Genomic DNA, 11,999 nt, shown 5'->3' with positions numbered 1-11,999 from the left:
GGCGACCCCGAGATGGGTGAGTTCAGCCCGTGGTCGTGGTGGCCCATCATCCTCGCCGGTTCGGCGGCCATCGCGGTGATCGGCCTGGCGGTCGGAAGCTGGCTCGTGCCCGTCGCCTTCGTTATCTTCGTGATCGCGATCGTCGGCTGGGTCTACGAGTACTACCGCGGGTACTTCGCGCGCTGATCCCGTGCCCCTTCGGTTGAACGCGGCCGCCGTCTCCGACGCTGGCGCGCATCGTCCCACCAACCAGGACGCCGCTTTCGCGGCGTCCTGGGGTGCGGCGGTCGCGGACGGCGTCGGCGGTGGCCCCTCCGGCGATCTTGCGTCGGCAGCGCTCGTGCATCGTCTGGTCGCCACGCGGGGATCGGATCTGGATGCCGACGGCTTGCTCGTCCGCATCCGTGAGGCCAATTGGGACATCCGTGCGCACGTCGAGCGCGACCCGGCCCTGCAGGGGATGGCCACGACCTTCACGGGTGTGTTCCTCGGCGCCGGTGCGGAACTCCTGTTGGCTCACACGGGCGACTCCCGCGCTTATCTTCTGCGTGACGGCGAGTTCTCGCGACAGACGCGCGACGACTCGTTCGTCCAGGCACTCGTCGACCACGGCATCATCTCGCCCGAGGCTGCGGCCGCGCACCCGCGTCGGAACATCATCACGGCATCCCTCGCCGGGTCGGAGGGGGACGTGGTCTCGGTCGCCACCCACGCACCGCAGCCGGGCGATCGCTGGCTGCTGTGCAGCGACGGGCTCACCGACTACGTCCCGGAGGCGGATGTCGCTCGGCTCATCGCCGCGGCGGACGGCCCGCACTCCGCGGCGGCATCGACGGTGGCTCTCGCCCTCGAGGCGGGCACCCGCGACAACGTGACGGTGGTCGTGTGCGACGTGGTCGATGACGACGCGGTGCCCTCCGACCCGGTCTTCTTGGGCTCGGCGGCTCGCTGGTTCACCGAGGACGTCGAAACGGCGTGATGTCGACAGGGCGGCCGGGAGGCGGCCCCCGGGCGGGTCATGTCCGTCCGAACGCGTCGATGGCCTCCGCGGCGATCTCCCCGCTGCGCGGCCCCCCGTGGCCGTCTTCTTCGACGATGTGCAGTACGCTGCCGGGCCAGGCCCGCTGCAGCTGCCAAGCGGTGAGTGCCGGGACGCTGATGTCACGCCGAGCATGGATCAGGACGCCGGGGATGCCGCTGAGCTCCGTGGCCCGGGCGAGGACGGCCTTCTCCGTGGGCAGGAAGCAGTCGTGTGCCCAATAGTGCGTCACCAGGGTGGCGAAATTCCGCTGCTCCCGGGCGTCTTCGTGCAGCGGGCCCGGACTGGCCAGCGGCCCCAGTGAGATGTGCGTGGCCTCCCAGGCATCCCACCGCTCCGCGGCATCCTGACGTACGGCGTGGTCGGGGGAGCGCAGGAGTCGCGCATAGCCGTCGACCGTGCGTTCGTCGGGGTCCAGCGGCTCGCGGAGACGTTCGTGCGCTTCGGGGAATACCGGGGCGATCCCGTCGGTGATCCAGTCGATCTCGGCGCGGCTCCCGCTGGTGACGGCGAAGTTCACGATGGCGGTGACGCGATCGGGGTGCTCGAGTGCATAGGCCAGTGCGAGGGTCGCCCCCCACGAGACTCCGTGCAGCAGCCACTGCTCGATGTCGAGGTGGCCGCGCAGCGCCTCGAGGTCCGCAATCAGGTCGTCCATGGTCTGCGTCTCGAGGGTCGCGAGGTCGTCGCACGCCCACGGGGTGCTCTTCCCGCACCCGCGCTGGTCGAGACCCACGAGGAAGTACAGCTCGGGGTCGAAACGCCGTCTGTACCCGCCCCTGCCCAGACCGCCGCCCGGACCCCCGTGCACGTACAGAGCGGGTCGGCCGTGGGGATTGCCGGACGTCTCCCAGAACAGGCGAGCGCCGTCCGGCCGATCGAGGAATCCCGTGGCGAACGGCGCGACGGGAGGGTGAAGCATGTCAGAATCCTAGGCCAGCGGCATCCCGCCCCGCGTCGGGTCAGCGGCGCACGACCATGACCGTCGGATCGAAGACGCGCTCGCACGGTCCTTCGTCGTTCTCGGAGGGTTGGCCTTCGCGCACCCAGTACTCGTACCCGCCGATCATCTCCCGGACGTCGTAGCCCAACTGGGCGAAGGCGAGAGCGCCCTTCTGGCCGGCGTTGCACCCCGGGCTCCAGCAATAGACGACCACGGGCATGTCGTGAGGGATCTCCGTCGGCGCGCGTTCCGCGATCTGCCGATAGGGCATGTGCACGGCGCCCGTGATGCGCCCCTGGTCCCAGGCATCCTGGCCACGCACATCGACGAGCACGAACCGATCCTGAGCCGTCTGTGCGGCGTATACGTCAGACGGATCGGTCTCGTGCGCGAGGCGGGTCGAGAAGTACAGCGCGGCGTCGGTCATGTGACGACGCTAGCGCGCTCCGTTCCACGGAAGAGAGCGAGCGGGATGCCACGGAGAGACGGCATCCTGCCATTTCGAGCCGAGCGCGGGGGAGGGGGACGTCCGGGCCCGAGTGCGCCGACGTCGTGCCGGGAACGACGAAACCCCGGTGCCGCAGCACCGGGGTTTCGTCTTGGCTCACTCGCCCTTGTCTTCAGAGTCCTTCTTGCCGCCGAGACCCTTGGGGGCGGGGAACTCGACCTCGGTCCGCTCGCCGATCGCCATGTGGGGGCGACCCTCGGCATCGGCACGGGCGTTGGCGCCGGCGATCTCGTCGGTCTCCTCGTGGTCGATGTGGTCGAGCTCGTGGTGCTGGTGGGCGACCGCAGCGTCGATCTCGGCCTGAGTGACCGGAGTCAGCCGGTCCTCGAAGAACCACCGCGAGATCGAGGCGCGGAAGTTCTGGTGCCAGGGGATCTGACCCTTGTCGTTCGGACGGACGACGAGCGGCTCGTAGGTCTCGTTGTCGACCAGCTTCCACCGCTCGTACTCGTCGACGGGCTGGTGGACCTCGATGTACTCGCCGCCGGGGAGACGGACGATCCGACCGGACTCGTAGCCGTGCAGCGCGATCTCGCGATCCTTCTTCTGCAGCGCGATGCAGATGCGCTTCGTGACGAAGTAGGCAACGATCGGGCCGAGGATCAGCAGGGCCTGCAGGGCGTGGATGACGCCTTCCATCGTGAGGTGGAAGTGCGTCGCCATGATGTCGGACGAGGCCGCTGCCCACATGACCGCGTAGAACGTGACACCGGCGGCGCCGATGGCGGTGCGGGTCGCGGCGTTGCGGGGACGCTGGGCGATGTGGTGCTCGCGCTTGTCACCGGTGATCCACGCCTCGATGAAGGGGTAGATCAGCACGACGACGATGAACAGACCCAGGACGGCGACCGGGATGATGATGTTCCACGACCAGGTGTGGCCCCAGAGCACGAACTCGAGGTGCGGCGGGATCAGGCGCAGCATGCCGTCCGCGAATCCGATGTACCAGTCGGGCTGGGTACCGGCGGACACGGGCGACGGGTCGTACGGACCGTAGTTCCAGATGGGGTTGATCGTCACGAGAGCGGCGATCAGGACGATCACACCGAACGTGATGAAGAAGAAGCCACCCATCTTAGAGGCGTAGACCGGGAGCATCGGGTAGCCCACGACGTTGCTGTTCGTGCGGGCGGGCCCGGCGAACTGCGTGTGCTTGTTGATGATCATCAGCATGAGGTGCACGGCCAGGAGCGCGACGAGGATCGCCGGCAGCAACAGGATGTGCAGCGTGTACAGGCGGCCGACGATCGCCGTACCCGGGAACTCGCCGCCGAACAGCAGGAACGAGGTCCAGGTGCCGATGATCGGCAGACCCTTGATCATGCCGTCGATGATGCGCAGGCCGTTGCCCGAGAGCAGGTCGTCGGGGAGGGAGTAGCCGGTGAAGCCCTCGGCCATCGCGAGGATGAAGAGGATGAAGCCGACGACCCAGTTCAGCTCACGCGGCTTGCGGAACGCACCCGTGAAGAACACGCGGAGCATGTGCACGCCGATACCGGCGACGAAGACCAGCGCGGCCCAGTGGTGGATCTGGCGGACCAGCAGGCCACCGCGCAGGTCGAACGAGATGTGCAGGGCGGACTCCATGGCCGCCGACATCGCGATTCCGCGCATGGGCTCGTAGGCGCCGTTGTAGTGCGTCTCGACCATCGAGGCCTGGAAGAAGAAGGTCAGGAACGTGCCCGAGAGGAGCACGACGACGAAGCTCCACAGCGCGATCTCGCCGAGCATGAACGACCAGTGGTCGGGGAAGATCTTGCGACCGAGCTCCTTGACGATGCCCGAGATGCTCGTGCGCTCGTCGAGGTAGTTCGCCGCGGCTCCGACGAACTTGCCACCGAGGGGCTTGCTGCTGTCGCGACCGGTCTGGGGAGGACCCGAGTAGACCGCCGGCTCGGTGGTCACGTTCTCCGTGGGATGGGTGGCGGTGCTCATGAGCGCTCCCAGAAGCTGGGGCCGACGGGCTCTTCGAAGTCACTCTGCGCGACGAGGTAGCCCTCGGCGTCGACGGTGATCGGGAGCTGCGGCAGGGGACGGGCGGCCGGGCCGAAGATGACGGCCGCTCCGTTGGCGACGTCGAACTGCGACTGGTGGCAGGGGCACAGGAGGTGGTGGGTCTGCTGCTCGTACAGGGCGACGGGGCAGCCGACGTGCGTGCAGACCTTGGAGTACGCGACGATGCCGTCGTACGTCCAGTCCATGCGGTTGGTCTCGGGGTTCAGCTGCTCCGGCTGCAGGCGCATGAGCAGCACGATCGCCTTCGCCTTCTCCTCCAGATACCCCTCGTCGTGGCCGAGGCCGGCGAGCTCTTCGGGGATCACGTGGAAGGCCGAGCCGAGCGTGACGTCGGCGGCGCGGATCGGACGACCCGAGGGGTCGTGCGCGAGGCGCATACCGCCCTCCCACATGGTGTGGCTGAGGAGCGCGACCGGGTCCTGGTCCTGGGGCGCGAGGCCGCGGAACAGGGTGATGCCGGGGATGACCGAGGCCACCAGCGCGGCGAACATCGAGTTGCGGATGATCTCGCGACGACCGAAGCCGGATTCCTCGTTCGCCTCGGCGAACACGTTGATCGCACCCTCACGGGTGACGTCGCGCCCACGGGTGGCGTGACGGTCCTCGATGTACTCCTTGTCGGACATCACGGACTTGGACCAGTGGATGGCGCCGATTCCGATCGCGAGCAGCGCGAAGGCGATACCCAGACCGATGAAGAGGTTGTTGTAGCGGATGTCGATCAGCGCGCCCGATTCGATCGGGAAGATCATGTAGGCGATGCTCGCCCAGATGCTCGCCGCGACCGAGAAGTAGAACAGCGTGTAGACCGTGCGGACCGCACGCTTCATCGCCTGCGGGTCCTGGTCCGTCATGCGCTGGCGGTGCCCCGGGAGACCGGGGTTCTGCACGGGGTCGGGAACCGCGACGGCGAGCCCGGAGCCGGGCTTCCATGAAGCCCTCTCGTGCTCGAGTGCGTCTTCCTCGTGTGCCATGGTGCTCCTCGTACGTTACGTAATGTCGATGACGACGATCAGTTGGACTTCGCCGTGATCCACACGGTGAGCGCGATGAGCGCTCCGATGCCGAAGATCCAGATGAACAGGCCCTCCGAGACCGGACCGAGCGATCCGAGCGCGTAGCCGCCGGGGGACTCGGACTTCTGAAGGAACATCAGGTACGAGATGACGTCGCGCTTGTCTTCGGGGGTGAGGTTGAGGTCGTTGAACACCGGCATGTTCTGGGGGCCGGTGACCATCGCCGCGTACATGTTGAGCGGCGTGACCGTGTGCAGGTCGGGGGCCCACTTGCCCTCGGTGAGTGCACCGCCGGCGCCGGCCACGTTGTGGCACATCGCGCAGTTGATGCGGAACAGCTCGGCACCGTGCGAGAGGTCGCCCTGTCCGTCGAGGATCTCGGCCGACGGGTAGTCCGGCCCGGGGGCCGACGACTGCACGTAGGCGGCGATCGCGTTGATCTGCTCGTCCGTGAACTGCACCGGCTTCTGCGGGGCCTGCGGGCCCTGGGCCTGCAGCGGCATGCGTCCGGTCGAGACCTGGAAGTGCACCGAGAGCTCGCCGACACCGAAGAGCGACGGGCCCTGCTCGCTGCCCTGGAGGTCGAGACCGTGGCACGTGGCGCAGTTGGCCTGGAAGAGCTTCTTGCCCTCTTCGACCGAGCTGGCGGAGTTGGACGCACTCGTGGGCGTGTCGGTCGCGGCCATGGCGGCCGACGCACCGGCATAGATGCCGCCGGTGAGGAGCAGGCCGATGCCGATCAGTGCGGCGGCGGCCAGGGGACTGCGGCGTCCGTTCGAGCGACGCGGCTTCTTCTCTCGTGCCATGTGAGGTGCAGCTCTCTTACTTCAGGAAGTAGATGACGAAGAACAGCGCGATCCAGACGACGTCGACGAAGTGCCAGTAGTAGGACACGACGATCGAGGTGGTCATCTCTTTGCGACCGAAGTTCTTCACGGCGTACGCGCGGCCGATGACGAGCAGGAAGGCGATGAGGCCACCCGTCACGTGCAGGGCGTGGAATCCAGTGGTCAGGTAGAAGGCCGAGGCGTAGGGGTTCGCGCTGATCGGCATGCCCTCGGCCACCAGGGTCGCGTACTCCCACACCTGACCGGACACGAAGACCGCGCCGAGGATGAAGGTGAGGTAGAACCACTCGACCATTCCCCAGCGCTGCCAGAAGCTGTTCTTCTTGACCGTGTAGGGCTGGTAGCGCTCGGCGGCGAAGACGCCCATCTGGCACGTGACCGAGGACAGCACGAGGATGATCGTGTTGACGGTCGCGAAGGGCACGTTGAGCAGCTGCGTCTCTTCGGCCCACAGCGGCGCGGACGTGCTGCGCAGAGTGAAGTAGATCGCGAACAGGCCGGCGAAGAACATGACTTCGCTGCCCAGCCACACGATCGTGCCGACAGCGACCGGATCGGGTCGCTTCACGGCGCGCACGGCCTGGGAATACGTCGCTGGTGTCGTCACCATCCCATTATGCGCGATCCGAGAGGGCGATATTCCCACCTCCAGCTGGAGATATTCCATCGTCGAGACTTAGGGAAGCCTAAGAATCCGCAAGGAATCCCCGGTGCGGAACGGGTTCCCGGGCGGCCGCCCGCGGGGCGGCGCGAGCGTACGCGTGTGGAAGGATCATGGCATGGCGGAACGCTTCACCTGGCCCGATCTCCTCACCTCGCTCCTGCAGGGCCGCGACCTCAGCGTGTCGGAGTCGACGTGGGCCATGCGGCGCGTCATGGCGGGAGAGGCGACGCCCTCCCAGCTGGCCGGATTCCTCGTCGCGCTCCGCGCCAAGGGAGAGACCGTCGAAGAGATCGTCGGCTTCCGTGACGCGATCCTCGAAGCCGCTGTGCCGCTTCCGGTGCGCGCCGAGGTGCTCGACATCGTCGGCACCGGCGGAGACCGCTACGGCACGGTGAACGTGTCGACGATGGCGGCGGTGGTGGCAGCGGCATCCGGGATTCCGGTGGTCAAGCACGGCAATCGCGCCGCGAGCTCGGCATCGGGGTCGTCGGACGTGCTGTCGTCCCTCGGGATTGCTCTCACGCTGGACCCGGCCGCCGTCGCCGAGACGCTCGAACGCACCGGGATCACCTTCGCCTTCGCGGCCGCGTTTCACCCGGGATTCCGTCACGCGGGGCCGACCCGCGCGGAATTGGGCGTACCGACCGTGTTCAACTTCCTCGGTCCGCTGTGCAACCCCGCGCGAGCCGAGGCCAATGCGGTGGGCGTCGCGCACCTGGACCGGGTCCCGCTCATCACGGGCGTGTTCCGGACACGCGGCGCCACAGCCCTGGTCTTCCGCGGGGACGACGGGCTCGATGAGCTGACCACGACCGGTCATAGCCGCGTCTGGGAGATCAGCCGCGGCGATGTGCACGAGCACGATCTGGATCCCCGGGATCTCGGCATCCCGCTCGCCGACATCGACGACCTGCTGGGCGGGACTCCCGATCACAACGCCGAGGTGGTGCGGCGGACGCTGGCCGGCGAGACCGGTGCGGTGCGCGACATCGTGCTCTTGAACGCGGCCGCCGGGATCGTGTCGTACCGCTTGTTCCAGGATGCCGCGCAGGTGCAGCGTCCCATTCTCGAGCGGCTCGCCGAGGCGATGTCCGACGCCGAGGCGGCGGTGGACGACGGGCGCGCGCTGGCGAAGCTCGACCAGTGGGTCGCCACGAGCCGGGAGCTGGCGGACTGACCGTGGACCCGCTCGACGCGCTCACGGAGATCGCGTATCTGCTCGAGCGGGAGAGGTCGTCGCGCTACAAGTCGAAGGCGTTCCGGACGGCCGCGGACGCCATTCACGGGCTGAGCGACGCCGAGCTGCGCGACCCGGGGCTGCGGCGCCGTCCGGGTATCGGCGACTCGACGTACGCGGTGATCCGTGAGGCGCTGGAAGGCGGCGTGCCCGAACGGCTGGCCGCGTTGCGTGCCGCGGCGGGCGCGGCCGGCGGGGGCGCGCTTCGTGCGGCGCTGCGCGGCGACCTGCACAGTCACAGCGACTGGTCGGACGGGCTGACTCCCATCGAACCGATGGTGGCGGCGGCGCGCGGCCTCGGCCACGAGTACCTCGCGCTCACCGACCACTCGCCGCGGCTCACCGTCGCCAACGGGCTGTCGCCGGAGCGCTTGCGGGCACAGATCGACGTCGTCCACGGCTACACCGACGACGACTTCACGCTCCTGACCGGGATCGAGGTCGACATCCTCGACGATGGCGGCCTCGACCAGGAGGACGCGTTGCTGCGCGAGCTCGACGTGGTCGTGGCATCCGTTCATTCGAAGCTGCGGATGGAGAGTCCGGCGATGACCCGGCGTCTCGTGACCGCGGCCCGCGATCCGCGTGTGGACGTCCTGGGGCACGTGACCGGGCGGTTGGTCGAAGGGGCGCGGGGGACGCGCCCGCCGTCGGAGTTCGATGCGCGGGCGGTGTTCGCGGCGTGCGCCGCGGCCGGTGTCGCGGTCGAGATCAACTCGCGGCCCGAGCGTCAGGATCCGCCGGACGACCTGTTGGCGCTCGCGTTGGCCGAGGGATGTCTGTTCTCGATCGACTCCGACGCCCACGCTCCGGGTCAGCTGTCGCTGCTGGATCACGGGGCTGCGCGGGCCGAGGCGGCGGGAGTGCCCGCCGAGCGCATCATCACGACGTGGTCGCTCCCGCGCCTCCGGGAGTGGCTCGCGCGCGACCGCTGACGGGGGCGTTCAGCCGCGCAGGGCGGTGACGGCGCGGGTCATCGAGCCGCCGAGGTTCCATCGTTCGGCGAGGTCGGCCGCCGCGGCCGCGCGGGAGTCGTCAACCAGGATGCGGTCGTCGACGGTTCCGAGGTCGAGGTCGCGGGCGACGCGCACCACGGTCGGCGCGACGTCGAGGTAGTCGGTGGCGGCGAGGATCTTGGACCGCTGCGCGGGAGTGCCCGCGGCACCGGCTTCCGCCGCGGACCGGATGCCGTCGAGGTCGCCGTGCGCACCCAGGAGCGCGGCCGCGGACTTCTCGCCGATCCCCGCGACGCCGGGCAGGCCGTCGGAGGGGTCGCCGCGCAACGCGGCGAAGTCGGCGTACTGCCCCGCGCCGATGCCGTATCGGGCTCGCACGGCGGCGTCGTCGATGATCTCGAGGTTGCTCATTCCTCGAGCGGTATAGACCACGCGGATGTCGCGATCGTCGTCGACGAGCTGGAAGAGGTCGCGGTCGCCCGTGACGATGTCGACCGGCAGGTCGGCGTGGGTGGCGAGCGTGCCGATGACGTCGTCGGCCTCGTGGTCGGGGGCGCCGACCACGGCGATCCCGAGCGCATCGAGGGTCTCGCGGATGAGCGGGATCTGCGCCGTCAGCGCCGCCGGCACCTCTTCGACGTCGGGAGCCCCGGCGACGGTCTCGACCACGCGGTGCGCCTTGTACGTCGGGATCAGTTCCACGCGCCACTTCGGACGCCAGTCGTCGTCCCAGCAGGCGACGAGTCGCGTCGGCTCGTACGTCGAGACCAGCTTGGCGATGATGTCGAGCAGCCCACGCGCGGCGTTCACCGAGGTGCCGTCGGGCGCGCGGACCTTGTCCGGCACGCCGTAGAACGCACGGAAGTACAGGGACGCGGTGTCCAAAAGCATGAGTCGGTCGGACATGCCGGGCCTTTCCGGCGACGGAGCGGGGCCGCCTCCGCCCATCGTACGAGGACGGCGGGCGGCGAAGAACCTAGAGTGTCGGGGTGTCCTTCGGCGCCTCCTCCCTCCGTCCGTCCGCGTCCGCGCCGTGCCCGTGCGGACGCGCGGAGTTGCGCGAGTGCTGCGGCCCGCTTCTGGACGGTGCGCCGGCGCCGTCGGCCGAACGGTTGATGCGCTCGCGCTACACCGCTTTCGTCGTAGGCGACGCCGCGCACCTCGCACGGACGTGGCATCCCTCGACCCGTCCGGACGACATCGACCTCGATGACGGCACCGTCTGGGAGGGGCTGGTCGTCGAGGACGCGACCGAGGACGGGGACGCCGCGACGGTGACGTTCCGGGCGTTCTGGCGTCGCGGTGCCGAACGCGGAGTGCTCGCCGAGCACAGCAGATTCGTGCGACGCGGGGGCCGCTGGGTGTACGTCGACGGCGACGTGGACTGACCCCGTCAACCCCGCGGGGCGTGTCGGCGGCCGCGCGTAGGCTCGCGACGGATCCCCGACGGGAGGACACGGGCGGCCCGGCGATACCGGGCCGGCCGCATGATCCGAAGACGTCGACCGAGAGAGCCGGAGGGCAGGACATGGAACGCATCGTGATCATCGGAGGCCACGGGAAGGTTGCGCTGCACCTGGCGGGCCTGCTCGCCGAACGCGGCGACGAGGCGGTCTCGGTGGTGCGCAACCCCGACCACCGCGCGGACGTGGAGCAGGCGGGCGGTCGTCCGCTCGTGCTCGACGTCGAGAAGGCCGGCGTCGACGAGATGGCCGCGACTTTCGACGGCGCCGACGCGGTCGTGTGGTCGGCGGGAGCGGGCGGGGGCTCGGCGGATCGGACGTACGCCGTCGACCGTGACGCCGCGCAGCGCGCCGTCGACGCCGCTGCGAAGGCCGGCGTGCGCCGCTTCGTGATGGTGTCGTGGATCGGCTCGACGCCGGATCACGGCATCCCGAAGGACGACCCGTTCTTCGCTTACGCCGACGCGAAGCTTGCCGCCGACGACCACCTGCGCGCCAGCGACCTGGACTGGACGATCCTCGGTCCCGGCACCCTCACGCTCGACCCGCCGACGGGGCGCATCACGACCGCACCGCAGGCCAAGGCAGAAGTCGGGCGTGCCGACGTCGCCGCCGCGGTGGCCGGGAGCCTCGTCCAGCCCGCGACCATCGGCCGCTTCATCCGGTTCGGCGCGGGAGAGACGCTGATCCCCGAAGCGCTGGCCGCCGCGCCCGAAGGAGCGGACGCGTGAGCGCGCTGTCGCAGAAGGCCGAAGCCCTCACCGCCCTGCAGGACCTCCCGATCGACCTCTACGGCGACGGCGTCATCCCGTCGTCGGTGCGCGCGCTGAACTGACCGCGGTCAGTCCTCGTCCTCGTCGTCGTCTTCGTCCATGACGACGATCACGCCGTCGGGGACGGGGTCGCCCAGGAGCGGCTCGGCCGCGAGGGTGAGGTCGACGGTGGCGCGCAGCAACCCGCCCATCGTGGGGGAGCGCAGCAGCTCCATCTGATCCAGTTCGCCGAGCGGCGCGATCGCGGCGATCTGCCACGCGCGTTCGAGCGGTTCCTCGGAGAGTTCCACGTCGGGATCCCAGCGCGTCGCGCCGAACTCCCGTGCCCGCCCGAGCACCCGGCGAACGATGCGCTCCGCCTCGTCGAGCAGGGGCGCGAGGGCGTCGCTCCACTCCAGATCGGGCAGCGCGCGGACCTCGGCGCGGGGATACGGTGCGTCGTCGAGCCACCGCACGATCTCGAAGCGCTGCTCCCCGCGCGCGACGATCGACATCTGTCCCGCCTGGGGGACGACGTGACTCAGACGCGCCATGGT

Annotated in this window: 14 protein-coding genes; 6 read left to right on the top strand and 8 right to left on the bottom strand. The window is 69.3% G+C overall.

Features of this window, described 5'->3' with window-relative positions:
* Both LQV45_RS09790 and LQV45_RS09785 read left to right on the top strand, forming a co-directional pair.
* A partial coding sequence (locus LQV45_RS09790) for a cytochrome c oxidase subunit 4 (protein ID WP_230006844.1) occupies positions 1-186 on the top strand: 186 nt, incomplete at its 5' end.
* A 4-nt stretch (positions 187-190) separates the two neighbouring features.
* A complete protein-coding gene (locus LQV45_RS09785) occupies positions 191-979 on the top strand; it encodes a PP2C family serine/threonine-protein phosphatase (protein ID WP_230006843.1) in 789 nt (262 codons plus the stop codon).
* Between the two features lie 37 nt (positions 980-1,016).
* On the opposite strand, the gene LQV45_RS09780 is transcribed toward LQV45_RS09785, so the two are convergent.
* The 6 genes from LQV45_RS09780 to LQV45_RS09755 all read right to left on the bottom strand — a co-directional run bounded on the left by LQV45_RS09780 (position 1,017) and on the right by LQV45_RS09755 (position 6,980).
* On the bottom strand, positions 1,017-1,961 hold the full coding sequence (locus tag LQV45_RS09780) for an alpha/beta fold hydrolase (protein ID WP_230006842.1): 945 nt from the start codon (positions 1,959-1,961) through the stop codon (positions 1,017-1,019).
* A 40-nt stretch (positions 1,962-2,001) separates the two neighbouring features.
* Complete coding sequence (locus tag LQV45_RS09775; protein WP_230006841.1) at positions 2,002-2,409, bottom strand: rhodanese-like domain-containing protein; 408 nt, start codon at positions 2,407-2,409, stop codon at positions 2,002-2,004.
* A gap of 177 nt (positions 2,410-2,586) precedes the next feature.
* Positions 2,587-4,425, bottom strand: a complete 1,839-nt coding sequence (locus LQV45_RS09770) for a cytochrome bc complex cytochrome b subunit (RefSeq protein WP_230006840.1) — start codon at positions 4,423-4,425, stop codon at positions 2,587-2,589.
* Positions 4,422-5,480: a ubiquinol-cytochrome c reductase iron-sulfur subunit gene (locus LQV45_RS09765; RefSeq protein ID WP_138172522.1), complete on the bottom strand. Its 1,059-nt coding sequence runs from the start codon at positions 5,478-5,480 to the stop codon at positions 4,422-4,424. The genes LQV45_RS09770 and LQV45_RS09765 overlap by 4 nt, the downstream gene beginning before the upstream one ends.
* Positions 5,481-5,518: 38 nt before the next feature.
* Positions 5,519-6,328, bottom strand: a complete 810-nt coding sequence (locus LQV45_RS09760; RefSeq protein ID WP_230006839.1) for a c-type cytochrome — start codon at positions 6,326-6,328, stop codon at positions 5,519-5,521.
* A 16-nt stretch (positions 6,329-6,344) separates the two neighbouring features.
* Positions 6,345-6,980 (bottom strand): heme-copper oxidase subunit III, encoded by a 636-nt coding sequence (locus LQV45_RS09755; RefSeq protein WP_138172520.1) that lies wholly within the window; start codon positions 6,978-6,980, stop codon positions 6,345-6,347.
* A gap of 169 nt (positions 6,981-7,149) precedes the next feature.
* Here LQV45_RS09755 and trpD point away from each other — a divergent pair, with 169 nt between their 5' ends.
* Entirely contained in the window at positions 7,150-8,211 is a 1,062-nt protein-coding gene (gene trpD / locus LQV45_RS09750) for an anthranilate phosphoribosyltransferase (RefSeq protein WP_230006838.1), read from the top strand.
* Positions 8,212-8,213: 2 nt separating this feature from the next.
* On the top strand, positions 8,214-9,206 hold the full coding sequence (locus LQV45_RS09745) for a PHP domain-containing protein (RefSeq protein ID WP_230006845.1): 993 nt from the start codon (positions 8,214-8,216) through the stop codon (positions 9,204-9,206).
* 9 nt (positions 9,207-9,215) lie between these two features.
* Here LQV45_RS09745 and LQV45_RS09740 read toward each other — a convergent pair whose 3' ends face one another.
* Positions 9,216-10,133, bottom strand: a complete 918-nt coding sequence (locus tag LQV45_RS09740) for a 5'-3' exonuclease (protein WP_230006837.1) — start codon at positions 10,131-10,133, stop codon at positions 9,216-9,218.
* Positions 10,134-10,216: 83 nt separating this feature from the next.
* Between LQV45_RS09740 and LQV45_RS09735 the strand changes: the two genes are divergently transcribed.
* Together LQV45_RS09735 and LQV45_RS09730 are read left to right on the top strand one after the other, a co-directional pair.
* Positions 10,217-10,615: a YchJ family protein gene (locus LQV45_RS09735; protein WP_230006836.1), complete on the top strand. Its 399-nt coding sequence runs from the start codon at positions 10,217-10,219 to the stop codon at positions 10,613-10,615.
* A gap of 140 nt (positions 10,616-10,755) precedes the next feature.
* On the top strand, positions 10,756-11,421 hold the full coding sequence (locus LQV45_RS09730) for an SDR family oxidoreductase (protein ID WP_230006835.1): 666 nt from the start codon (positions 10,756-10,758) through the stop codon (positions 11,419-11,421).
* 110 nt (positions 11,422-11,531) lie between these two features.
* Here LQV45_RS09730 and LQV45_RS09725 read toward each other — a convergent pair.
* Positions 11,532-11,999, bottom strand: a 468-nt coding sequence (locus tag LQV45_RS09725) for an LON peptidase substrate-binding domain-containing protein (RefSeq protein ID WP_230006834.1), incomplete at its 5' end; no start/stop codon positions are given.

The sequence above is a fragment of the Microbacterium sp. Bi128 genome, from assembly GCF_918698205.1.
The sequence above is the reverse complement of the archived record's forward strand: the minus strand, read 5'-3'. Positions and strand labels throughout refer to the sequence as shown.

What these genes read in the sequence shown, in the direction of transcription:
- LQV45_RS09755 (WP_138172520.1), bottom strand. Translation starts at nt 6,980, where the DNA reads ATGGTGACGACACCAGCGACGTATTCCCAGGCCGTGCGCGCCGTGAAG.
- LQV45_RS09765 (WP_138172522.1), bottom strand. Translation starts at nt 5,480, where the DNA reads ATGGCACACGAGGAAGACGCACTCGAGCACGAGAGGGCTTCATGGAAG.
- LQV45_RS09780 (WP_230006842.1), bottom strand. Translation starts at nt 1,961, where the DNA reads ATGCTTCACCCTCCCGTCGCGCCGTTCGCCACGGGATTCCTCGATCGG.
- LQV45_RS09730 (WP_230006835.1), top strand. Translation starts at nt 10,756, where the DNA reads ATGGAACGCATCGTGATCATCGGAGGCCACGGGAAGGTTGCGCTGCAC.
- LQV45_RS09760 (WP_230006839.1), bottom strand. Translation starts at nt 6,328, where the DNA reads ATGGCACGAGAGAAGAAGCCGCGTCGCTCGAACGGACGCCGCAGTCCC.
- LQV45_RS09770 (WP_230006840.1), bottom strand. Translation starts at nt 4,425, where the DNA reads ATGAGCACCGCCACCCATCCCACGGAGAACGTGACCACCGAGCCGGCG.
- LQV45_RS09740 (WP_230006837.1), bottom strand. Translation starts at nt 10,133, where the DNA reads ATGTCCGACCGACTCATGCTTTTGGACACCGCGTCCCTGTACTTCCGT.
- trpD (WP_230006838.1), top strand. Translation starts at nt 7,150, where the DNA reads ATGGCGGAACGCTTCACCTGGCCCGATCTCCTCACCTCGCTCCTGCAG.
- LQV45_RS09775 (WP_230006841.1), bottom strand. Translation starts at nt 2,409, where the DNA reads ATGACCGACGCCGCGCTGTACTTCTCGACCCGCCTCGCGCACGAGACC.